Origin of the sequence: Salmonella sp. 32082101201600294FB01SM01, assembly GCF_017572865.1 — a bacterium.
Classification (GTDB): Bacteria; Pseudomonadota; Gammaproteobacteria; order Enterobacterales; family Enterobacteriaceae; genus Salmonella; species Salmonella enterica.
The window spans coordinates 813,142-832,702 of sequence record NZ_JAGESB010000001.1 but is presented as its reverse complement, the minus strand read 5'-3'; the positions used below and the strand labels follow the sequence as shown (position 1 = coordinate 832,702).

General features: G+C 46.6%; 21 protein-coding genes, 1 tRNA gene and 1 other RNA gene. 9 read left to right on the top strand and 14 right to left on the bottom strand.

What is annotated here, in order from left to right; genetic code table 11:
• The first annotated feature begins 110 nt into the window (after nucleotides 1-110).
• The gene (gene mdoC, locus J4645_RS03960) at nucleotides 111-1,265 is read left to right on the top strand and encodes a glucans biosynthesis protein MdoC (RefSeq protein ID WP_023376851.1); all 1,155 of its coding nucleotides are present in this window, start codon (nucleotides 111-113) and stop codon (nucleotides 1,263-1,265) included.
• Between the two features lie 16 nt (nucleotides 1,266-1,281).
• Here the strand turns inward: mdoC and J4645_RS03955 are convergent, their stop codons facing one another.
• From J4645_RS03955 to csgB, 6 genes are all read right to left on the bottom strand, one after another.
• Complete coding sequence (locus tag J4645_RS03955) at nucleotides 1,282-2,769, bottom strand: phospholipase D family protein (RefSeq protein WP_000976323.1); 1,488 nt, start codon at nucleotides 2,767-2,769, stop codon at nucleotides 1,282-1,284.
• Entirely contained in the window at nucleotides 2,705-3,244 is a 540-nt protein-coding gene (ymdB, locus tag J4645_RS03950) for an O-acetyl-ADP-ribose deacetylase (protein WP_000203944.1), read from the bottom strand. The genes J4645_RS03955 and ymdB overlap by 65 nt, the downstream gene beginning before the upstream one ends.
• An 85-nt stretch (nucleotides 3,245-3,329) precedes the next feature.
• Entirely contained in the window at nucleotides 3,330-3,650 is a 321-nt protein-coding gene (locus J4645_RS03945; protein WP_000111254.1) for a type 1 fimbrial protein, read from the bottom strand.
• A gap of 130 nt (nucleotides 3,651-3,780) precedes the next feature.
• Nucleotides 3,781-4,107 (bottom strand): curli assembly chaperone CsgC, encoded by a 327-nt coding sequence (gene csgC / locus J4645_RS03940; protein WP_000557256.1) that lies wholly within the window; start codon nucleotides 4,105-4,107, stop codon nucleotides 3,781-3,783.
• Between the two features lie 61 nt (nucleotides 4,108-4,168).
• The gene (csgA, locus tag J4645_RS03935; RefSeq protein WP_000771416.1) at nucleotides 4,169-4,624 is read right to left on the bottom strand and encodes a curli major subunit CsgA; all 456 of its coding nucleotides are present in this window, start codon (nucleotides 4,622-4,624) and stop codon (nucleotides 4,169-4,171) included.
• Nucleotides 4,625-4,665: 41 nt separating this feature from the next.
• A complete protein-coding gene (csgB, locus tag J4645_RS03930; RefSeq protein WP_000791656.1) occupies nucleotides 4,666-5,121 on the bottom strand; it encodes a curli minor subunit CsgB in 456 nt (151 codons plus the stop codon).
• A gap of 754 nt (nucleotides 5,122-5,875) precedes the next feature.
• Here csgB and csgD point away from each other — a divergent pair.
• The 4 genes from csgD to csgG are packed head-to-tail and all read left to right on the top strand — an operon-like array spanning nucleotide 5,876 to nucleotide 8,229.
• On the top strand, nucleotides 5,876-6,526 hold the full coding sequence (gene csgD, locus J4645_RS03925; protein WP_000481517.1) for a biofilm master transcriptional regulator CsgD: 651 nt from the start codon (nucleotides 5,876-5,878) through the stop codon (nucleotides 6,524-6,526).
• Between the two features lie 4 nt (nucleotides 6,527-6,530).
• Nucleotides 6,531-6,926 (top strand): curli production assembly/transport protein CsgE, encoded by a 396-nt coding sequence (gene csgE, locus J4645_RS03920; protein WP_000833305.1) that lies wholly within the window; start codon nucleotides 6,531-6,533, stop codon nucleotides 6,924-6,926.
• Nucleotides 6,927-6,952: 26 nt separating this feature from the next.
• On the top strand, nucleotides 6,953-7,369 hold the full coding sequence (csgF, locus tag J4645_RS03915; protein ID WP_001264073.1) for a curli production assembly/transport protein CsgF: 417 nt from the start codon (nucleotides 6,953-6,955) through the stop codon (nucleotides 7,367-7,369).
• A 26-nt stretch (nucleotides 7,370-7,395) separates the two neighbouring features.
• Nucleotides 7,396-8,229 carry a curli production assembly/transport protein CsgG gene (csgG, locus tag J4645_RS03910; RefSeq protein WP_001137620.1) on the top strand — a complete coding sequence of 278 codons (834 nt, stop codon included), beginning with the start codon at nucleotides 7,396-7,398 and terminating at the stop codon, nucleotides 8,227-8,229.
• Nucleotides 8,230-8,267: 38 nt separating this feature from the next.
• Here csgG and J4645_RS03905 read toward each other — a convergent pair whose 3' ends face one another.
• From J4645_RS03905 to ghrA, 4 genes are all read right to left on the bottom strand, one after another.
• Nucleotides 8,268-8,750 carry a DUF1097 domain-containing protein gene (locus tag J4645_RS03905; protein ID WP_001546652.1) on the bottom strand — a complete coding sequence of 161 codons (483 nt, stop codon included), beginning with the start codon at nucleotides 8,748-8,750 and terminating at the stop codon, nucleotides 8,268-8,270.
• A gap of 100 nt (nucleotides 8,751-8,850) precedes the next feature.
• Entirely contained in the window at nucleotides 8,851-9,405 is a 555-nt protein-coding gene (locus tag J4645_RS03900) for a molecular chaperone (protein WP_023214769.1), read from the bottom strand.
• Between the two features lie 23 nt (nucleotides 9,406-9,428).
• Nucleotides 9,429-10,166 carry a phosphatase gene (locus J4645_RS03895; RefSeq protein ID WP_023214768.1) on the bottom strand — a complete coding sequence of 246 codons (738 nt, stop codon included), beginning with the start codon at nucleotides 10,164-10,166 and terminating at the stop codon, nucleotides 9,429-9,431.
• Between the two features lie 84 nt (nucleotides 10,167-10,250).
• Nucleotides 10,251-11,189, bottom strand: a complete 939-nt coding sequence (gene ghrA / locus J4645_RS03890; RefSeq protein WP_023214767.1) for a glyoxylate/hydroxypyruvate reductase GhrA — start codon at nucleotides 11,187-11,189, stop codon at nucleotides 10,251-10,253.
• A gap of 235 nt (nucleotides 11,190-11,424) precedes the next feature.
• Between ghrA and J4645_RS03885 the strand changes: the two genes are divergently transcribed.
• A tRNA-Ser gene (locus J4645_RS03885) sits at nucleotides 11,425-11,512 on the top strand.
• Between the two features lie 48 nt (nucleotides 11,513-11,560).
• A non-coding RNA gene (locus tag J4645_RS03880) (RtT sRNA) lies at nucleotides 11,561-11,696 on the top strand.
• Nucleotides 11,697-11,845: 149 nt separating this feature from the next.
• On the opposite strand, the gene J4645_RS03875 is transcribed toward J4645_RS03880, so the two are convergent.
• The 4 genes from J4645_RS03875 to J4645_RS03860 form a co-directional block, all read right to left on the bottom strand.
• Entirely contained in the window at nucleotides 11,846-12,952 is a 1,107-nt protein-coding gene (locus tag J4645_RS03875; protein WP_077911093.1) for a Gfo/Idh/MocA family oxidoreductase, read from the bottom strand.
• A gap of 10 nt (nucleotides 12,953-12,962) precedes the next feature.
• Nucleotides 12,963-14,243 carry an MFS transporter gene (locus J4645_RS03870; RefSeq protein WP_023214765.1) on the bottom strand — a complete coding sequence of 427 codons (1,281 nt, stop codon included), beginning with the start codon at nucleotides 14,241-14,243 and terminating at the stop codon, nucleotides 12,963-12,965.
• A gap of 282 nt (nucleotides 14,244-14,525) precedes the next feature.
• Entirely contained in the window at nucleotides 14,526-15,218 is a 693-nt protein-coding gene (locus tag J4645_RS03865; RefSeq protein ID WP_023215386.1) for an oligogalacturonate-specific porin KdgM family protein, read from the bottom strand.
• Between the two features lie 44 nt (nucleotides 15,219-15,262).
• On the bottom strand, nucleotides 15,263-16,423 hold the full coding sequence (locus J4645_RS03860; protein WP_000525757.1) for an N-acetylneuraminate epimerase: 1,161 nt from the start codon (nucleotides 16,421-16,423) through the stop codon (nucleotides 15,263-15,265).
• A 506-nt stretch (nucleotides 16,424-16,929) separates the two neighbouring features.
• Between J4645_RS03860 and J4645_RS03855 the strand changes: the two genes are divergently transcribed.
• Nucleotides 16,930-17,610 carry an N-acetylmannosamine-6-phosphate 2-epimerase gene (locus J4645_RS03855; RefSeq protein WP_023214761.1) on the top strand — a complete coding sequence of 227 codons (681 nt, stop codon included), beginning with the start codon at nucleotides 16,930-16,932 and terminating at the stop codon, nucleotides 17,608-17,610.
• A gap of 336 nt (nucleotides 17,611-17,946) precedes the next feature.
• Nucleotides 17,947-19,443 (top strand): sodium:solute symporter, encoded by a 1,497-nt coding sequence (locus J4645_RS03850; protein WP_000628085.1) that lies wholly within the window; start codon nucleotides 17,947-17,949, stop codon nucleotides 19,441-19,443.
• Nucleotides 19,444-19,561: the final 118 nt, after the last annotated feature.

The window sequence follows — 19,561 nt, the reverse complement described above, 5'->3', positions numbered from 1 at the left end:
GCGTGCTTATCCTGGAGACAGGTTGTCGGAGTTGGTGTAGGGTTGCTACCGAATGTAACTATAATTCGCCTTATGGATAAGGTGAAAAATCTGAGAATACGTGACCTTATATGAGCTCTGTACCCGCGCCGCGCGAATATTTTCTTGACTCTATCCGCGCATGGCTGATGTTGTTAGGGATTCCCTTTCATATCTCGTTGATCTATTCCACTCACAGTTGGCATGTCAATAGCGCCACGCCATCATGGTGGCTAACCCTGTTTAACGATTTTATCCACGCTTTTCGTATGCAGGTGTTTTTTGTTATTTCTGGTTATTTTTCGTACATGTTGTTTTTACGTTATCCGTTAAAACGCTGGTGGAAAGTACGGGTAGAACGTGTGGGTATTCCCATGCTTACCGCAATCCCTTTGCTTACCTTGCCGCAATTTATCCTGTTGCAATATGTCAAAGAGAAAACAGAGAACTGGCCTACACTCTCTGCCTATGAAAAATATAATACGTTAGCGTGGGAACTCATTTCACATCTGTGGTTTTTACTGGTGCTGGTGATATTAACCACAGTCAGCATCGGGATTTTTACCTGGTTCCAAAAAAGGCAGGAAACAAGCAAGCCTCGTCCCGCCGCTATTTCACTGGCCAAACTTTCGCTTATTTTTTTCCTGCTGGGGATGGCTTACGCCGCTATCAGGCGCATTATTTTCATCGTATATCCGGCAATCCTCAGTGACGGCATGTTCAATTTTATTGTGATGCAAACGCTATTTTATGTGCCTTTTTTTATTCTCGGCGCGCTGACCTTCATTCACCCCGATCTGAAAGCGCGCTTCACCACGCCCTCACGCGGATGCACTTTAGGCGCTGCCGTTGCTTTTATCGCGTATCTGCTGAATCAACGTTATGGGAGCGGTGATGCCTGGATGTACGAAACCGAATCTGTGATTACGATGGTCATGGGGCTGTGGATGGTGAACGTAGTATTTTCACTGGGGCATCGCTTGTTAAACTTCCAGTCCGCGCGTGTCACCTATTTCGTGAATGCTTCGCTGTTTATCTATCTGGTGCATCATCCCTTAACGCTTTTCTTTGGCGCGTATATTACGCCGCATATCTCCTCCAACCTGATCGGGTTCTTGTGCGGGCTGATATTTGTTATGGGTATTGCGTTAATTCTGTATGAAATTCATTTACGCATCCCGCTCCTGAAATTTCTCTTTTCAGGTAAACCGCCGGTAAAACAAGAAAGCCGCGCCGCGATCGGGTAGTTTTCCGCGCGCGGGTTCACAGCAACCATTCCACAGGTAAAATTGCCGCCAACCGTACCAGAACTCGCTGCCAGAAACGCGTAGCGGGTTCTTTCTTTAACACCTTTTCCTCTTCTTGCTGACGATCGATCCAGTTAATTCGTCCCCAGCGATCCAGCCGCAGTTGCCAGGCCGCATCGCGTTGGCTCTGCGTAAAACGCTTATGAATAAGCGTCGCCAGCGTTTCACTTTCAATGACAAAGCCCATTTCGGTATTTAAAAGCGTTGAACGGGGATCAAAATTAAGCGATCCGATAAACACCTTACTACCATCAATACTGAACGTTTTAGCATGTAAGCTGGAACCTGAGTTCCCGGTGAGTCCGCGATCATGTACGGCGGTTTCATGTTCGCGGGTCGGTTTCAGTTCGTAGAGCTCCACGCCATAGCGCAGTAATTTCTTTCGCCAGCGCGCGTACCCTGCGTGAACGACCGCCACATCGTTGGCCGCCAGAGAGTTAGTTAAGATGGCGATCTTCACGCCCTTCCTGACCAGATTAAGCAACTGCGCCACGCCTGCGCGCGTAGGGACAAAGTAAGCGGAAATAATGTCGATACGCTCCGTCGGCGACCCCATCACGTCAAATAATCGCTGCGGAAGAAGCGAATGGCGCTGCGCCTTCCCCTCGCCTTTAGAAGGGTCATCGCTAAGCAAGCGTGTTTTTGCCCAAATCAGCGGCAACGTTCCGCGATCGAGATCCGCCATAAACTGGCTGGTTTCCAGCTTATGCAGATAACGGCGGGTGATCTCATCGTTATACCAGGATTCGGGAAGTTCGATACGCTGCGTCAGTTCCTGCTCAGAAAGGGATAATACTTGCTGCAATGTCGACACTGAACTACAGCGCCAGTAACGTTCAAAATCATTAGCGACATCATTGACCACCGGGCCAATGGCCATCACGTCCAGATCGGAAAATAGCGGCTCCTCGCCAGCGCCGAAATAGGCATCGCCGATGTTGCGCCCACCGACCAGCGTCACTACGCCGTCGGCAGTGTAACTTTTATTGTGCATCCGCCGATTCAGCCGCGCAAAATCCGTCAAATATCCCAGCGCGCGTAGCGTACGAAAAGAGAAAGGATTAAACAGACGAACTTCGATATTAGGATGGCTATCCAGCAAGCGCAACGTATCATCCAGACCAGGCGTATTGTTATCATCCAGCAGCAGACGAACATGAACGCCGCGCTTCGCCGCCGACAGCAGTACCGAAAAGAGCAGCCGCCCGGACATATCGTCTTCCCAAATATAATACTGCACATCCAGCGTCCGCGCCGCCATTTCGGTCAGGCGGTAGCGAGCGGCAAAAGCGTCCAGACTGTTATCCAGCGCCAGAATGCCGCACTCTCCGGGATGGCGCGCGCATAGCGGTTCAACGGCACGCTCCAGGCGTGTTTTATCAGGCAGGGTCGTCGCCTTGCTGAGTAAGTAATCTTGCGTAAAGCCGGGCAGTTTCTTCATCATAACAGACAAAGTATACCTGTTCAGGCAGAGCGTAACGGGTAATAAAATCTGAAACCGTCCTGACGGCGACTTCAGCGGCCTGGGCGCGTGGATAGCCATAAACGCCGGTACTGATTGCCGGAAAAGCGATGGAACGAAAGTGATTCGCCTCGGCAAGCAGCAAACAATTCCGGTATGCCTCTTCGAGTAGCTCAGCTTCCTGGTGTTCGCCGCCTCGCCAGACGGGCCCCACTGTGTGAATAACCGCCTTTGCCGAAAGCTTGCCAGCAGGCGTGATAACCGCATGTCCCGTCTGACATTCGCCCTGTTGCTGGCGGATGAGTTTACAGGCGTCCAGCAATGCCGGCCCCGCCGCGCGATGAATCGCGCCGTCTACGCCGCCGCCGCCCATTAATGATGCGTTAGCGGCATTCACAATCGCATCGACGCTAAGTTGAGTGATATCACCTTGTATGACCTGAAGACGTGATGTCATAACCCCCCCTTTGTCTCACCTTATCTGCAAAGTGTACAGCAGGGCTTTCAATAGAGTCGCTCTTTTTATATCTATGACACCGCCGTTAACGGTACTCAATATTCATCACCGCCAGGCTTTTTTGCGCATCGAGATAATGCAGCCGCACCGTCGCAATGGACTGAATATCCTGCGGTAATCCAGATGCCTGCCGAAGGTCAATCCGGTGCATTTGCTTTTTACCTTCACGTAGGCAGGTTAAATCAATATTTTCGGCGTGAGTAGAAATATCGCACAGTGGCTCAACAATCGCGCCGCGAAAATGGATAACGCCGCCCTGTACCGTTTGTTGCCCTACCGCAGAATGGATAAAAAAAGCGCAGATACACAGACCTATGGCAGGGATATTTTTCTTGATTACGGACATGTTAACTCCTCAATGATTAGTCATCCTCGAGGGTTCGGCGTTACCTTTTAGCGACATGCCGAGACGATGAGACGCTTTTATCGCCTCTTTATACCCAGGTCAGCCAATCCATTTCCGCCACCATCAAAAACTACTGTGCAGAAGGCGGCCATTGTTGTGATAAATGCAGTGATTGTCCGTCCGAAACAGTAACAATAATTTTAACCGAGTCCTCTGAAGATATATTTACACTAAGACGAGACAACTCAATCGGTTGATTAGCAGGTAAAGATAGCGTTTGTTTTTGCTGTGTATGGCTTTGTCCCCCGACGCCGTCGCGCACAGAGAGAATTTGCACCTGACAGACGCAGGGTTCGTTTAATGTGACTTGAGGGATCACCGTGTAAATATCGCCTTGCTGAGTTGTGGTAAACGTAATCTGATTTGAAAGTGCGGCAAGGAGCAATAAAGTATGCATAATTTCCTCCCGAAAAAAAACAGGGCTTACGCCCTGTTTTTTTATTAGCGCAGACGCTAAATTAATACTGGTTAGCCGTGGCGTTGTTGCCAAAACCAACCTGACGCACCATTACGCTGGAATCAGATGCGGTCTGATTAACCAGCGCGGCGTTATTACCGCCGTATTGGCCGACAGTAATATCGGAGTTTTTAGCGTTCCACTGGTCGATGGTGGCATTGTTTCTGAAACCATTCTGAGTCAGTTCAATAGTACTATTATCCGCACCCTGGCCTACATCGGCGCCGTTACCATAACCGCTCTGGGTAATGGTCGTTTCAGATTTACGGGCATCGCTTTGCAGAGCAAGCGCAGCGTTAGCGGAACCGTACTGATAAATGCTCAACGTTGAGTCCGGGCCGGAACTATTGCCGCCGCCGTTATGATTACCGCCGCCGCCCCATTGTGGAACGACGCCTGCCAGAGCACTGCCAGAAACTACGATTGCTGCGAATGCTGCCACTTTTAAAAGTTTCATGGTAAAACCCCCATCGGATTGATTTAAAAGTCGTAACGGTATTAGCGTTGGGTGACGCGAATAGCCATCTGCGACTGTTTCTGCACTACAACTGCTGTTTTCTGCGTACCGTACTGGGTAATATTGGCCTTATTTCCAGAGCCTTTCTGGATAATAGCCGCACTATTACCGTAAGCGCTTTGCGATATACTGGCATCGTTGGCATTGCCCGTTTGCTCAATATACGCAAAGTTATAATTCCCTGCCTGGTCGACTTTCGCCCGATTATTTCCTCCTTCTTGTGAAATAACGGACAATAGTTTTGATCCTTCCTGGCGTACTCTGGCACTATTATCCGTGCCGACTTGACCAATAATGGCCGCCTGATTAAATGAAGACTTGCTTAATTCATTTACCGCAAAATTATATTCTGAACGAGCCAGATCATAATTTGTCGCGGTTGCAATCCCAGGCGCACCCAGTATTGTCAACATCATAAATAACAATTTGTTTTTCATGCTGTCACCCTGGACCTGGTCGTACATAGCGAAAACTATCTATTGTTTTGTTAGCGACATGCGTTTTTTGTTAACGCGTCGTTACGATGAAGAGTATGTCCGTGGAAACATTTTTAATAACTCACCCACGCGTGGTATTTTGTTATTTAAGCTCATACCAAAGTGCTAATAAAACGATAGCCATGTGATTTTTTATAATTGATTTTTGGCCACAGAAGAGAGTGTATCGCGCACCCAAAAAATGAAGTGTTGGTGTGTGTTATGCCACCATGGGGATGTTCTTATGCTTCCCATGGGGGGCAATACGCACAAGACGTGACACACTTCGTTTTTTTTGTCTTTGTGCTGTCCAGGTTAATGCCACGTCTCAAATTTTAAGAAAAAATAAAATCAAAACATGACTTACAATAATTAAAATGATTAAAAATCAATGAATTATTATAATTTGTATGATTTTTTAAATCTATGCAATAACAGCTAAATGTACAACTTTACTATCAAATCTAAACTTCAAAAAAACCCAAAAACAACATTTTAATATATATTTTTACATCTTGTTACAAGTTTAACACTTGCTTTAAGATTTGTAATGGCTAGATTGAAAACAGTTAAAAGTATTTTCGTAAATATTTTTCTCTTTCTGGATAATGGGCTATTTCAACCCACAGCAGTGCAACATCTGTCAGTACTTCTGGTGCCTTTATTTTATGGGGGCAGCTGTCAGATGTGCGATTAAAAAAAGTGGAGTTTCATCATGTTTAATGAAGTCCATAGTAGTCATGGTCATACACTATTGTTGATCACAAAGCCATCTCTGCAAGCTACGGCATTATTGCAACATTTAAAGCAATCGCTGGCCATAACCGGAAAACTGCATAATATTCAACGTTCTCTGGAAGATATCTCAGCCGGTTGCATTGTTTTAATGGATATGATGGAAGCGGATAAGAAGCTTATCCACTATTGGCAGGATAATTTAAGCCGCAAAAACAATAATATAAAAACATTATTGTTAAATACCCCTGACGATTATCCCTACCGTGAAATTGAAAACTGGCCTCATATTAACGGCGTGTTTTACGCCACTGAAGACCAGGAACACGTGGTCAGCGGATTACAGGGTATTCTGCGCGGCGAATGCTATTTTTCACAAAAATTAGCCAGTTACCTGATTACACACTCAGGAAATTACCGCTACAACAGCACCGAGTCCGCATTACTCACTCATCGCGAAAAAGAGATCCTCAATAAGTTACGTATTGGTGCCTCTAATAATGAAATCGCCAGGTCGCTATTTATCAGCGAGAATACGGTTAAGACACATCTTTATAATCTTTTCAAAAAGATAGCTGTCAAAAATCGCACCCAGGCAGTTTCATGGGCAAACGATAATCTCAGGCGGTAAGGCCATGAAACGCTATCTGACCTGGATTGTAGCAGCAGAGTTACTGTTCGCTACCGGAAACCTGCATGCCAATGAAGTTGAAGTCGAGGTTCCCGGATTGTTAACCGACCATACCGTCTCTTCGATAGGACATGAATTCTATCGTGCATTCAGCGACAAATGGGAAAGCGACTACACCGGCAATCTGACCATTAATGAAAGACCCAGTGCGCGTTGGGGAAGCTGGATCACCATAACGGTAAATCAGGACGTTATTTTCCAGACTTTTTTATTTCCAATGAAAAGAGACTTCGAGAAAACCGTCGTCTTCGCATTAGCGCAAACAGAGGAAGCATTAAATCGCCGACAAATAGATCAAACGCTATTAAGTACGAGTGATTTAGCGCGTGATGAATTCTAAAACATGATTTTTATCCGGAGGCTGTCATGCGTGTTAAACATGCAGTAGTGCTGCTCATGCTTTTTTCGCCATTAACCTGGGCTGGAAATATGACGTTCCAGTTCCGTAATCCTAACTTTGGTGGAAACCCCAATAACGGTTCCTTTTTATTGAATAGCGCCCAGGCGCAAAATTCATATAAAGACCCCGCTTATGATAACGATTTTGGTATCGAAACCCCCTCAGCGTTGGATAACTTTACGCAGGCTATTCAATCGCAAATTCTGGGCGGCTTGTTGACCAATATTAATACCGGGAAACCAGGACGTATGGTGACCAACGATTTTATTATCGATATCGCTAATCGCGACGGACAGCTCCAGCTCAACGTCACGGACAGAAAAACGGGAAGAACCTCGACCATCGAAGTGTCAGGTTTACAAACTCAGTCAACCGATTTTTAAGCTACAGTCACTAAAGGATATAAATCATGCCGCGCTTACTTATTTTGGTTGCCGTTTTATTGTTGAGCGGATGCTTAACTGCCCCGCCGAAACAAGCTGCGAAACCGACATTAATGCCCCGCGCACAAAGTTACAAAGATTTGACGCACTTACCTGCTCCCACCGGTAAGATCTTTGTTTCGGTATATAACATTCAGGATGAAACGGGCCAATTTAAACCTTACCCGGCAAGTAACTTTTCCACGGCTGTGCCGCAGAGCGCCACCGCTATGTTGGTCACCGCGCTGAAAGATTCGCGCTGGTTTATCCCGCTGGAACGACAAGGCTTACAGAATCTTTTGAATGAACGGAAAATTATTCGCGCAGCCCAGGAAAACGGCACCGTGGCGATGAATAACCGTATCCCGCTTCAGTCGCTGACGGCGGCAAATATTATGGTGGAAGGTTCTATTATTGGTTATGAAAGTAACGTCAAATCCGGCGGGGTCGGCGCAAGATATTTCGGTATTGGCGCCGATACGCAGTATCAGCTGGATCAGATTGCTGTCAACCTGCGCGTGGTTAACGTCAGTACGGGCGAGATCCTTTCTTCGGTGAACACCAGTAAAACGATCCTTTCCTATGAAGTACAGGCAGGCGTGTTCCGTTTTATTGATTACCAGCGCTTACTGGAAGGCGAAATCGGCTATACCTCGAACGAACCGGTGATGCTGTGTCTGATGTCAGCCATTGAAACCGGCGTTATCTTCCTCATTAATGATGGTATCGATCGCGGACTGTGGGATTTGCAGAATAAAGCGGACAGGCAAAATGATATTCTGGTGAAATACCGTGAGCTGTCAGTACCGCCAGAATCCTGATCAATACGACAAAGCGTGGGGAAGAACCCCACGCTTTTTTATTTTGTGACCGCCGTATTCGCTGAATGTTGCTCGCGGCGTGATGCCAGCCATAGCCCACTATTTTTCATGGCATAGCCAAAGATTAGCCCCAGCGCCAGCGACGGTAATACCAACCGCCAGTCACCCTGCCCTGCAAATGTCGCGCAGGCGCCGATAAATGTTCCCGGAACAAAAGAAAGCAATAGCTGCTTTGCCTGGATACACATCAGGAATGCCACGATCCCCGTCAACACGTAACTGACAATTTCCAGATGCGGCGCCAGCGCGCTACCGTGAATAATGACCAGCGCCCACACCATACCGCTTAACAGCGTACAGGCGGAAATCAACAATCCCTTAAAGCCGCCCTGCGGACAGGCGAAATAAGCCGTACAGCCTAAAAAACCGGCCCAGCTTAGTAACCCCAGGGAGACGGCCACCCATCCCCATATTCCAGAAAGGATGCCCGTCGTGATAGCAATAGAAAGAAGTATGTTCATGGCGCGCATCATAACAGAAAAGCGGCACATTAATGAGATCACGCACACATTTTATGCAATGATGTAAAACCAGTTGCAGTTAAAAGTGATTTACATCACATTATTCTTCATCTTCTTCCTGAAGTTCATCCCACATGGCCCCTATCGCATCACGCGTTAGCGGCGCCAAAGTGCGCCAGAATGGCGTAACGGCATGGGCTTCAACTTTACCGAGGAAGGTATTGCACCAGGGAAGCAGATAATCGGCAAATAAGGTTTCCAGCGCTTCACTTTCATCTTCGGCAGCCTGATCTTCCAGCCAGGAGGCCGCGAGCAATAAAGTACCAATGTGATCGGCAGGCGTATCGGCCAGCGGCATCCCTCGCGACGTTAAAAAAGCGCGCACCTCAGACTCTTCCGCGCCTTCGACCCACGCACTGCGGTATGGCGCTACCGCGCACTCTTCCCCAACAAATAACGCATTGTAATCAGTGGAAATCTGCGTGATATCGCAGCTTTTCTGTAAACGCGCCAGCATCTCATCCTGCTCCAGCGGCCAGTTTGCCGCCAGTTTACCTTCACGGATTAACGTAAACAGCGGAACCAGTAAAGGATCTTGCGGTTGGCGGTAATACAACGATCCCAGCACACGGCACAGGATTGAAAACTCATTCATTGATATCTTCCCGTAAATAACGATTAAAGTTCGGCAAATTCCGGTACAGGCGCCATACCGCGTGATTCGAGAAAGGCCAGTAAGCGCTGCGGCGAGACGTTCAGGATTCGATCTTCCGGAAAATTCACCGCATCCAGAATTTTCCGGCATTCGGTGAAATCGCCAAGCGTAAAGGCCGTATGGGAATCAGAGCCTAACGCTACCCAGCCTCCCGCATCGCGTACGGCGGCAGCGACCGCGCGGCAATTATCTTCGCTTCCTTTACGCGAATGCAGAAAAGAAGAGTTGTTGATTTCCAGCGCTACATGGTGTTTCGCCGCCGCCTGCGCGATGGCTTCAACCTCCACTGGATACTTTGGATTTCCGGGGTGACTAATTATATGCACCTTGCCGCTGGCGATGGTCGCGATCATCGCCTGGGTATTGGTTTCTTTATCATGCGGCGCAAAAACGGGCTCATGAAAGCCTGCGATAATCAGATCCAGCGAGTCGAACATCTTTCCGGAACAATCAATTTCACCGTTAATGTTCTTGATATTCGCCTCAATGCCACGCAGTATCCCCACGCCGTCAACCAGACGCGGCCAGATGCGCATGTTAATAAAATGCCAGTGATGCGGCGCATCTTCCATGTCCGGACCATGATCGGTAATCGCAAAAAGTTTAATGCCTTTGCGTTTGGCTTCCGCGATATAATCACTCAGAGTACTGTAGGCATGAGTGCTGGCGACGGTATGCATATGCAGGTCAACGGGATACATTGCTCTCTCCTGTAGTCATTTCCGACAAGGATAGCAGGTATCGCCAGCGTTTTTTAGCGAAACCCGGCCCGCGCCGGGTTGATGTCAATATCCTCTCGCCCGATCCACCTGCCCCGTCACCGGCTCTCCCTTCTCCAGTTGGGTAATGGTGCGGCTAATATAATCGATGGCTTCCGCCGGACGGGTGACTGCCGCAATGTGCGGCGTCATGGCGACTCGCGGATGGCGCCATAATGGACTTTCCTGCGGTAACGGTTCCTGGCTAAAGACATCCAACATCGCGCCTTTTAGCTTACCGCTATCAAGCGCAGCCAGCAGATCCGCCTCCTGAACATGAACGCCGCGCGCGAGATTCAGCACGTAGGCGCCATCCGGCAATTGATCCAACAATTCGCTATTAATAATTCCTACCGTTTGGGCCGTATTCGGCAGCAGATTAATCAGCACCCGCGTCTGGCTCAGGAAAGCGCGCAGCTCTTCACGCCCCACATAACTTTCCACGCCAGGCCAGGATTTGCGGCTACGACTCCAGCAACGTAACGGGAACCCCCACGCCTGTAGACTTTCTGCCACTTTTGCGCCCAGCACCCCTGCGCCCATGATACCGACGCTAAATTCTTCGCGGGTATATTCCGGCAGCGGTTTCCATAGCGCCTGATTCTTCAGCGCCTGATAATCATCGAAACGACGGAACCAGTGTAATACCTGGCTGACGGCATACTCCTGCATTTGCAGGCCCATTCCGGTATCTTCCAGACGGAATAGAGGAATGGAGGCGTCCAGCATTTCCGGATGCGCATTTAATTTACTCAGAATTGCATCCACCCCCGCGCCCAGCGCAAAGACGGCTTTTAAGCGTCTTCCGGCCAGCATTTCAACCGGGGGCTGCCATACAAGCGCATAGTCTGCGGGGTTGTTATCACCGACCTTCCATTCACGAACGCGCGCATGTGGGAGAGCCTTCTCCAGCGCATTTACCCACCAGGCGGCGTTAAATGTCGGGTGATAAAAAATTATCTCCATGTTATCTCCTGAGCAGTATGGTGCGGAATGTGATTGCGCCTGTTATCAGCGTTTTCAACGGGATGTGCAGCATAGCAAATTTCCCGGCGCGGGCAAAAAAAGCAGTTTTCGCTTATTAAAGCCACAGATTGGTGGAAGTTTGTATAAACGCGCTTTTTTTTGAAAAAGTTGATTGACGTAGAAAGGATATTTCCCTACATTAGCGCCCGTTCCAGTAATGCTGGAGCGACAATTTGGTGAGGTGTCCGAGTGGCTGAAGGAGCACGCCTGGAAAGTGTGTATACGGCAACGTATCGGGGGTTCGAATCCCCCCCTCACCGCCATATTCAAGTTGAGAGCCTGTACAGAAGTACGGGCTTTTTGCTTATATGTATCCCCCAAACCAAGGGGGGATGAGAACCACCGACCGGGGTTCGACAACTGGCGCAGCCAGTTGGACAGACGACGAGCTTGCGAGGAGACTGCCCGAAGGGCGAGCGCAGCGAGTCAATCCCCCCCTCACCGCCATATTCAAGAAAGAGCTCGTACGAAAGTACGGGCTTTTTTCGCATTAAGCCCCCGTCCATTGCCGGATGGCGCATAGTTCACAGGTGCCTTATCCGGTCTACATAAGCGCAGCGCCACCGGGTAATAACACCACCATCCGGCTTTCAATTTTAGCCAAGAATTTCAGTGAGTTTTACTTTGCGCCCCTCGTTTGAGGAAAGCGTCGCAGCATCAGCGGTAGCAATGGCATTTGTCGCCGCTTCTCCTGTTAGCAATTTAGCAAACTCCTCGCCTGGCTCCAGACCGTTTATCACATCATGCAAGTACTGCATCTCCAGTTTCATAATTGATGAGAGCCACATCGGCGTACGTTTACCGGGTTTACCATAAGCGATTGCGCCATCCATCTCGCTGGATATGTTACCGTTGCGACGATCGTCATCCTCCGCCTGGCTTTCATGCACAAGAAAGTGTGTTTTTTTGCCCGCTTTTATTAGATAACCAGCCGTATTTTGCATATCAATGAGAATTGCACCTGTCGTGCCCTCAATTAATACATAGTGCTCAGGGTAGTGGAACGATGATCCCCACTGAAGTGTCGCGAAACGACCGCTTTCGAACTCAAGAGTGATTAGGACAACATCATCTTCATCACCAAATTTTTCACCTTTGTGCGCAACATTCCCCGCCGCCATTGAAACCAGGGATGGGGTTTCATCCATGATGAACAGTGTACAATCTAGCTCGTGAATGTGATGGTACAGATGCCCGCCTGACTTTGCGCGAATCTTCTTCCATGAGATCTCATCCTGCACGTCTTCAAAACCATTACGTTTAGTGTGAACTTGTGTAACTTCACCGATTTCACCGGCTTTGATGAGCGCTTTAGCGTGGCGAACCCCATGAAAAAAGTTCATAACGTGACCCGCCATAAAGGTAACACCAGCTTCTTTGCAGGCATCAACCATATCCTTACAATCCTGGTAATTTAAGGCGATAGGTTTTTCACAAAACACGTGTTTACCCGCTTTAGCCGCCGCAATGACCGGCGCTTTATGTAAGTAATTTGGTGAAGCAATAATTACGCAATCCACATCAGGATGGGTACAAAGCGCCTCTATCGTTGCAGTGGCGACACAGTTCAGCTCTTTCGCTATCGGATCCGCATTTACCGGATCGTAAATCGCAGTGATTTTCGCCCCTTCAACCTTAGACATAAATCGCGCCAGTTCAGCGCCAAAATAACCCGTACCTACAACACCGTATTTCGTCATCATTTATCCTCTATTAAAATTCTTTTGTTGACTGAAACCTTTCACGACGTGCTTTTAGCCTATCCGGAATGGATAAGCCAATAATGAGTAGAATTGTTGCGGTCCAGAAAGCAACAATGAACGTTAGCGCAACGCCTAGCCCCATTGTTATTCCAAGCCAGGTCGCCGCCATTGAATTGAATGTGCCTGATGTCGCAGCAAGATTGTAAATCAGCCCGGTACCCAAACCACGAACCTCAAGAGGAAAGTAGTCGTAGAGAAATTTGGGAACCAGCCCGCCAACACCTACGTTAGTCGCCATTAAACCGAATAAACATGCGCCCAGCACTAAATAATTATCTTGCGGAATTCTGAATAACGGGAAAATGAATAAAAAGGACATGAGAAGACCAATGCTGAACGTTTTCTTCAAACCAATTCTATCTGCGCACAGACCCCAAACGATATTTCCCAATACAGTGCCGAATGCCGCCGCCGTCATTAAATTAGAGACCACGCCCGTATCAAAGCCCTCTCCCGCCAAATATGTAGGCAGTAGACCAAAGATCGGCCAGTTTGCGCCGAAAATAGAGAACAGAACAATAAATACACATAATGTCAGTGGAAATTGAGCTCGATTAAATAGCCCTTTCATTGACAAAGAGAAAACTGACCAGGCACTTTGTGAGTGCTTTCCGAGACCACTGAGTTTGGCTTCTTCCCACTCTTTAGATTCAGGAGCCCTGGCCCGGATGTAGATTACTAAAAGAACGGGTAGCAAACCGACAAAAAAAGCAGCACGCCAACCATACGCTTCGGCAAATGAAGGCATAAAGTAGGCTGCTATGATGTTACCAATACCGAAACCTGAAACCAGAAATGCGCTCGCTTTAGATTTTAAATGCTTTGGCCAACTTTCCACGGCATAAGTAGAAGCGCAAGCATACTCCCCCGCCATCCCCATACCGACAATGAAACGACTAAGCGTCAGCATAATTACACCGGAAGCCAGGCCACTTAACCCTGTACCTACAGAATAGGCAACTATCGACCACATCATTAACGGCTTACGGCCAAATTTATCTGCCAGCAGACCAAATAGCGCCCCGCCAAATGGTCGCCCAATAAAGGCCGCTGTGGCAAGGAATGCGCCCTCCATATCTGTCAATCCTAAGTCAGCCTTGATCAGATACATAATGTAGAAAATCAGCATAAAGTCGAAGCCATCAAAAACGTAACCCAGCCATGCTGAAAATAAAGCATTTTTTTGTGGACGTGTTATCTCGCTATACCACGGGAAGAATTTTGCTATCACAATAAAACCCTTATTTGCTGTTACCGTCTGAAATGCTTACGGAATTAATTTTTAAGTCATATCAATTGCCGAATAAGACACTATCAACCGGCACTTTCCGACAACCGCCTGAGATCGTAGCTATGTAAAGCGTATATTCATTGTTTATCATCCTTATTCGTAGCTACGTTAAGGACGTGAATACTCAAGACAAAGTCTAACGTTCTGTAACGTAGCTACGGGCTATAAGATTATCGATATGAATACTAAGCAAAGATTAGTACAGTAACTCTTTAACCTTTCTCAAAAGTGGTATTGTAATCCAACGCGATAACGGGTCTGTCTCTCATCGGTATTATTTCTCACCGCTACATTTCCAACCTCAACGTATGGTGTAAATGACTTATTCAGTTTCCAGGCTAAAGCCACATTATGCTCATAGTTTGTTTTTTTGTTATCAAATTTAATTTGATCGCTATCCATCCAGGTAAAGTTATATTCTAATTTCAACTCATCAAAAACATAACCTATATAAGTATCAAATCTATTCGTTTTCTCATCATCATTGTAGTTAGCTGTCTTTCTTGCATAGTCATAGCGGTAACGACCAGCCATATAAATACCAGAATCAAAATTATATTGCACCCTTAAATAAGGCTTATAAATTGAAGTGTCTGGACCGCTTTCAAATATAAATCCCGGCTGCAAAACAAAATGGCCCGTAACTTTATAATTATAACTTACGCCCAGTTCTATAGCGTTTGCGACGAGATCGCTTAAATGCTTATCCTGCTCACCATCTACTCCTCCCGATTTAACGCTGGCATCGACATAAAAACCAATGCCGTTAGGAAGTTTTTCAATTATAGCAATACGGTCTTTATTAATTCTGGTTCTATCAGCATATTCATGCCGATAATCAATGGTTGCCGCTTGTAGATATGATGAAAATGCTATAAACGAAACCATACCCAGAAGATATCTGTTGATTTTCATAAAATACTCCGCTTATCAATTAACTTTGTTTTTGTATTTAAAAATTATTTTATTAATAAATTACCATCACGCATGGTAAAGGAGGTTACAGACGAAACAGGTTTCCCTTTAGCATTTTCACCACCGATAAGGAAAACTTCATCACCATAACTTACTGATACACCATAGCCGAGAGGTTGTTTCATTTTACCCATATATTGCCAATGGCCATTAACCAAACCATAGACTTCATCTCGCCATTTTTTATTTATTCCTTCGTGGGAATAAAACTTTCCATTGGTATAATTTTGTTTTGCTCCCGGAAAATTCGCGCCACCACCGACAAGCAGGACACCGTGACTATAGCCCGAAAATGCTCCGGCCAACCCTTCTTGCTGTTGTTCTCCAGGCGAGGGCGGTAACTGGCTGTTCTTCAACCATGTTAGCTTGTCGTTATCCCACATGGCGCGGTAAATCACATCGGTACGTAAACCCGGTTTGAGCTCACCATTAATCAGCATCAGGAAATTATTTTCCATTACCGATGACGATCCTGCCGTCCCCGCGCCTGGCAGCTCACCGGCATTCTTCCATGTGTTCTCTTTAGCATTGTAGATAAATACGATTTTATTAAAAAAATAATCTTTGGCAGGTTTATTAAAATAATTATAGATGACTTTATTTTTTTCACTTTCATCCGCAGCCGCAGCCGCTATATCAATAAAATACTTATCAAAGATATGCTCATTAACCCCTCCGGTAATAAGTACCATCGTTTCGTTTAATTTTACTCCCGTATGCCCTGTTAATCCAACTGGAGATATAGTGTCAACTTTTTGCCATGTATTTTTCACCGGTGAGTATTTGTACACATCGCTATAAACCTGCAACGGTGATTCACTGTTTTTTTTCCCTACGCCACCAAAAACATAAAGCTCATCATTTAAAAATACCGACACGGATTGCTCACGAGCTCCACCAGGAAACGACTTTATACGCTCCCAGTCTTTATGTTGCTTTTTAAGATCAATTTTATACCAGGATGTCCCTGCGGTACCTAAGCCGACATAAATCACGCCATTATTATCAATAGCGCCAGTACCATTTTTCAGTGGTTCTGGTATATCAGGAAGCGTCGTTGCATATCCTGATGTGGTGATAGCGACTGATAAACATAGCGCCATTAGCGTCATCATTTTCTTAAAGTTTTTCATCTGCATCCCCATGCGAAGAAATACAATTGGAGTAAAGCTTCATCATTAGTGATCTTATGGCGCATAATTTCAACAATGATAATGACAAAATGTGACCAAGCGCTAAAAATAATTACATGGGGTTATCATGTGCGAGGTAAAAGCACCCCATGGTGATGTTAGAAGTGATTATGGGTGACCTGTTATGGCCAAACTCATTAGTGATAGCATTCTGAATAAATACAACAAGAATTATGTGATGCATTTCATACTGGCTATCCCGTGGCGTATAAGCTCCTTCTGAGCATTTTATCTTTATGCCGGAAGCAGTTAATAAAATACAGCATGCTGCCGTCAGAATGAATTGTATTTGTCTTGTAGCTTCAGGTTATAGCCTCAAATCCGCTGGCGCAGTAATTGAATAACAAACATACCTTATGACTGTGTTCACATTTTTCTATCTTTTTGCTTGATGCAGCAACACTCCACAACATAACATAAAACGGAGCAAAACTTCAAAATATATAAGGCGGAACTGGATGTCACTATTAGCCAGGCTGGAACAAAGTGTACACGAAAACGGTGGGCTGATTGTCTCATGCCAACCGGTACCAGGCAGCCCTATGGATAAACCTGAAATTGTGGCTGCAATGGCACAGGCAGCGGCTTCGGCGGGTGCGGTCGCTGTGCGCATTGAAGGCATTGAGAATCTGCGGACTGTTCGTTCCCATCTTTCTGTTCCAATTATTGGGATAATTAAACGTGACCTTACAGGGTCGCCAGTCCGTATCACTCCCTATTTACAGGATGTTGACGCCCTGGCGCAGGCAGGTGCCGATATTATCGCTTTTGATGCCTCATTCCGCTCTCGCCCGGTTGATATTGATAGTTTACTGACACGTATTCGCCTGCATGGATTACTGGCGATGGCAGACTGTTCAACCGTGAATGAAGGCATAAGTTGCCATCAGAAAGGAATCGAATTCATTGGTACAACATTGTCTGGCTATACCGGCCCCATCACGCCGGTTGAGCCAGATTTGGCAATGGTGACGCAACTGAGCCATGCAGGTTGTCGTGTTATTGCCGAGGGGCGCTATAACACGCCTGCACTGGCGGCCAATGCTATTGAGCATGGTGCCTGGGCAGTTACCGTTGGTTCCGCTATCACCCGTATCGAGCATATCTGTCAGTGGTTCAGTCATGCAGTAAGACGCTGAACAGGAAAAGAAAATGAACACGCTTACTATTGATATTTATGTCTCAGAGAATGATCCGACGTTAATAATGCTATCGGCAAATACGATACCCAGGCCTGAAACCTGTTTGAACGCAATATCGGATAGCTGCTATTTCAGGTATCCGGCAGGACATACGTCTGGGCATCACCATTGGTGGAGCATAAATGTTCTGCCTTTTACATCTCATGATTACCGTCATTGAGATTAACAAAAACTATTACTTGATCTGAATATCGTATCGTCTGAATGATGGGAAGATAAAAATACACAGACGATGACCGCAACTCTACTCAAAACCATAAGCAGGAAAGAACTATGATTACACATTCTTTCGGCATCGTTAATTATCTTGTATTATTTGGCTACCTCCTGGCCATGATGTTAGTCGGTGTCTATTTTTCCAGACGGCAAAAAACAGCAGACGATTATTTTCGCGGTGGTGGCCGGGTTCCTGGTTGGGCGGCTGGGGTCAGTGTATTTGCTACTACGTTAAGCTCAATTACATTTATGTCAATTCCTGCCAAAGCGTTTACTTCCGACTGGACGTTTATCATTGGTCAGTATCTGGCTATCGCAATTTTACCGCTGGTTTTTTATTTCTATATTCCGTTTTTTCGGAAATTGAAAGTCACATCAGCCTATGAATATCTCGAAGCACGGTTCGATGTGCGCTGCCGTCTATTCGCCAGCATGTCATTTATGTTGTTTCATATCGGACGTATCGCCATTATCACTTTCCTCACCGTGCTGGCCTTGCGCCCCTTCATCGCTATAGACCCGGTGATTTTGGTACTGTTGATTAGCGTGATGTGTATCATTTATACCTGGATGGGTGGAATTGAAGGAGTAATATGGACTGATGTTATTCAAGGCCTCTTACTTTCTGGCAGCGCGATACTGATTTTTATAGTGATATGTCTCAAAGTCCAGGGCGGCATTGGTGAAATTTTTACGGTGACGCAGCAGGCGGATAAATTCTTTCCGGCTACGCAGTTCCACTGGAGCTGGACGGAAAGCACAGTACCTGTATTGATGATTGGTTTTCTGTTTGCCAATATTCAGCAATTTACTGCCAGTCAGGATGTGGTCCAACGCTATATCGTGACTGACTCCATAGAGGAAACGAAGAAAACATTACTTACAAATGCCAAACTGGTTGCTGTGATCCCTGTTTTCTTTTTTGCTATCGGCTCGGCATTGTTTGTCTACTATCAGCAACATCCACAATTATTACCGGCGGGATTCAACACTGGCGGCATTTTACCCTTATTCGTGGTCACCGAAATGCCAGTCGGCATTGCAGGGTTGATAATCGCCGCTATTTTCGCTGCCGCGCAGTCCAGCATCTCCAGCAGCTTAAACAGCATTTCCAGTTGTTTTAATTCCGATATCTATCAGCGTTTGAGTCATAAAAAAAGAACGCCAGAAAACCGTATGAAAATAGCTAAGTTAGTTATTCTGGTCGCGGGCCTGATAAGTAGCGCAGCCTCGGTATGGCTGGTCATGGCCGATGAATCAGAAATCTGGGATGCATTTAATAGTCTGATAGGTCTGATGGGAGGGCCAATGACCGGTCTGTTCATGCTGGGCATTTTCTTTAAACGAGCAAATGCCGGGAGTGCGGTTTTAGGAATTATTATCAGCGTCATTACCGTGCTGGGCGCACGCTATGCCACTGACCTTAACTTCTTCTTTTATGGGGTCATTGGCTCGCTAAGCGTGGTGATCAGCGGCGTTATTTTCGCCCCGTTATTTGCCCCGGCACCGCCATTGACGCTGGATGAAAAACCTGAACCAAAGGTGACATTATGATTTCATGATACCACGCTATACCGACACAGCACACGGTGACGCCAACGCCCGGGGCGACAATACCGGGCCAGGTATAAACCATCCGTCAAATGGCGCGCTATAAACACCGTAAGAGCAA

Coding starts and splice junctions, on each gene's coding strand:
- mdoC (WP_023376851.1), top strand. CDS start 111: ATGAGCTCTGTACCCGCGCCGCGCGAATATTTTCTTGACTCTATCCGC.
- J4645_RS03955 (WP_000976323.1), bottom strand. CDS start 2,769: ATGATGAAGAAACTGCCCGGCTTTACGCAAGATTACTTACTCAGCAAG.
- ymdB (WP_000203944.1), bottom strand. CDS start 3,244: ATGACATCACGTCTTCAGGTCATACAAGGTGATATCACTCAACTTAGC.
- J4645_RS03945 (WP_000111254.1), bottom strand. CDS start 3,650: ATGTCCGTAATCAAGAAAAATATCCCTGCCATAGGTCTGTGTATCTGC.
- csgC (WP_000557256.1), bottom strand. CDS start 4,107: ATGCATACTTTATTGCTCCTTGCCGCACTTTCAAATCAGATTACGTTT.
- csgA (WP_000771416.1), bottom strand. CDS start 4,624: ATGAAACTTTTAAAAGTGGCAGCATTCGCAGCAATCGTAGTTTCTGGC.
- csgB (WP_000791656.1), bottom strand. CDS start 5,121: ATGAAAAACAAATTGTTATTTATGATGTTGACAATACTGGGTGCGCCT.
- csgD (WP_000481517.1), top strand. CDS start 5,876: ATGTTTAATGAAGTCCATAGTAGTCATGGTCATACACTATTGTTGATC.
- csgE (WP_000833305.1), top strand. CDS start 6,531: ATGAAACGCTATCTGACCTGGATTGTAGCAGCAGAGTTACTGTTCGCT.
- csgF (WP_001264073.1), top strand. CDS start 6,953: ATGCGTGTTAAACATGCAGTAGTGCTGCTCATGCTTTTTTCGCCATTA.
- csgG (WP_001137620.1), top strand. CDS start 7,396: ATGCCGCGCTTACTTATTTTGGTTGCCGTTTTATTGTTGAGCGGATGC.
- J4645_RS03905 (WP_001546652.1), bottom strand. CDS start 8,750: ATGAACATACTTCTTTCTATTGCTATCACGACGGGCATCCTTTCTGGA.
- J4645_RS03900 (WP_023214769.1), bottom strand. CDS start 9,405: ATGAATGAGTTTTCAATCCTGTGCCGTGTGCTGGGATCGTTGTATTAC.
- J4645_RS03895 (WP_023214768.1), bottom strand. CDS start 10,166: ATGTATCCCGTTGACCTGCATATGCATACCGTCGCCAGCACTCATGCC.
- ghrA (WP_023214767.1), bottom strand. CDS start 11,189: ATGGAGATAATTTTTTATCACCCGACATTTAACGCCGCCTGGTGGGTA.
- J4645_RS03875 (WP_077911093.1), bottom strand. CDS start 12,952: ATGATGACGAAATACGGTGTTGTAGGTACGGGTTATTTTGGCGCTGAA.
- J4645_RS03865 (WP_023215386.1), bottom strand. CDS start 15,218: ATGAAAATCAACAGATATCTTCTGGGTATGGTTTCGTTTATAGCATTT.
- J4645_RS03860 (WP_000525757.1), bottom strand. CDS start 16,423: ATGGGGATGCAGATGAAAAACTTTAAGAAAATGATGACGCTAATGGCG.
- J4645_RS03855 (WP_023214761.1), top strand. CDS start 16,930: ATGTCACTATTAGCCAGGCTGGAACAAAGTGTACACGAAAACGGTGGG.
- J4645_RS03850 (WP_000628085.1), top strand. CDS start 17,947: ATGATTACACATTCTTTCGGCATCGTTAATTATCTTGTATTATTTGGC.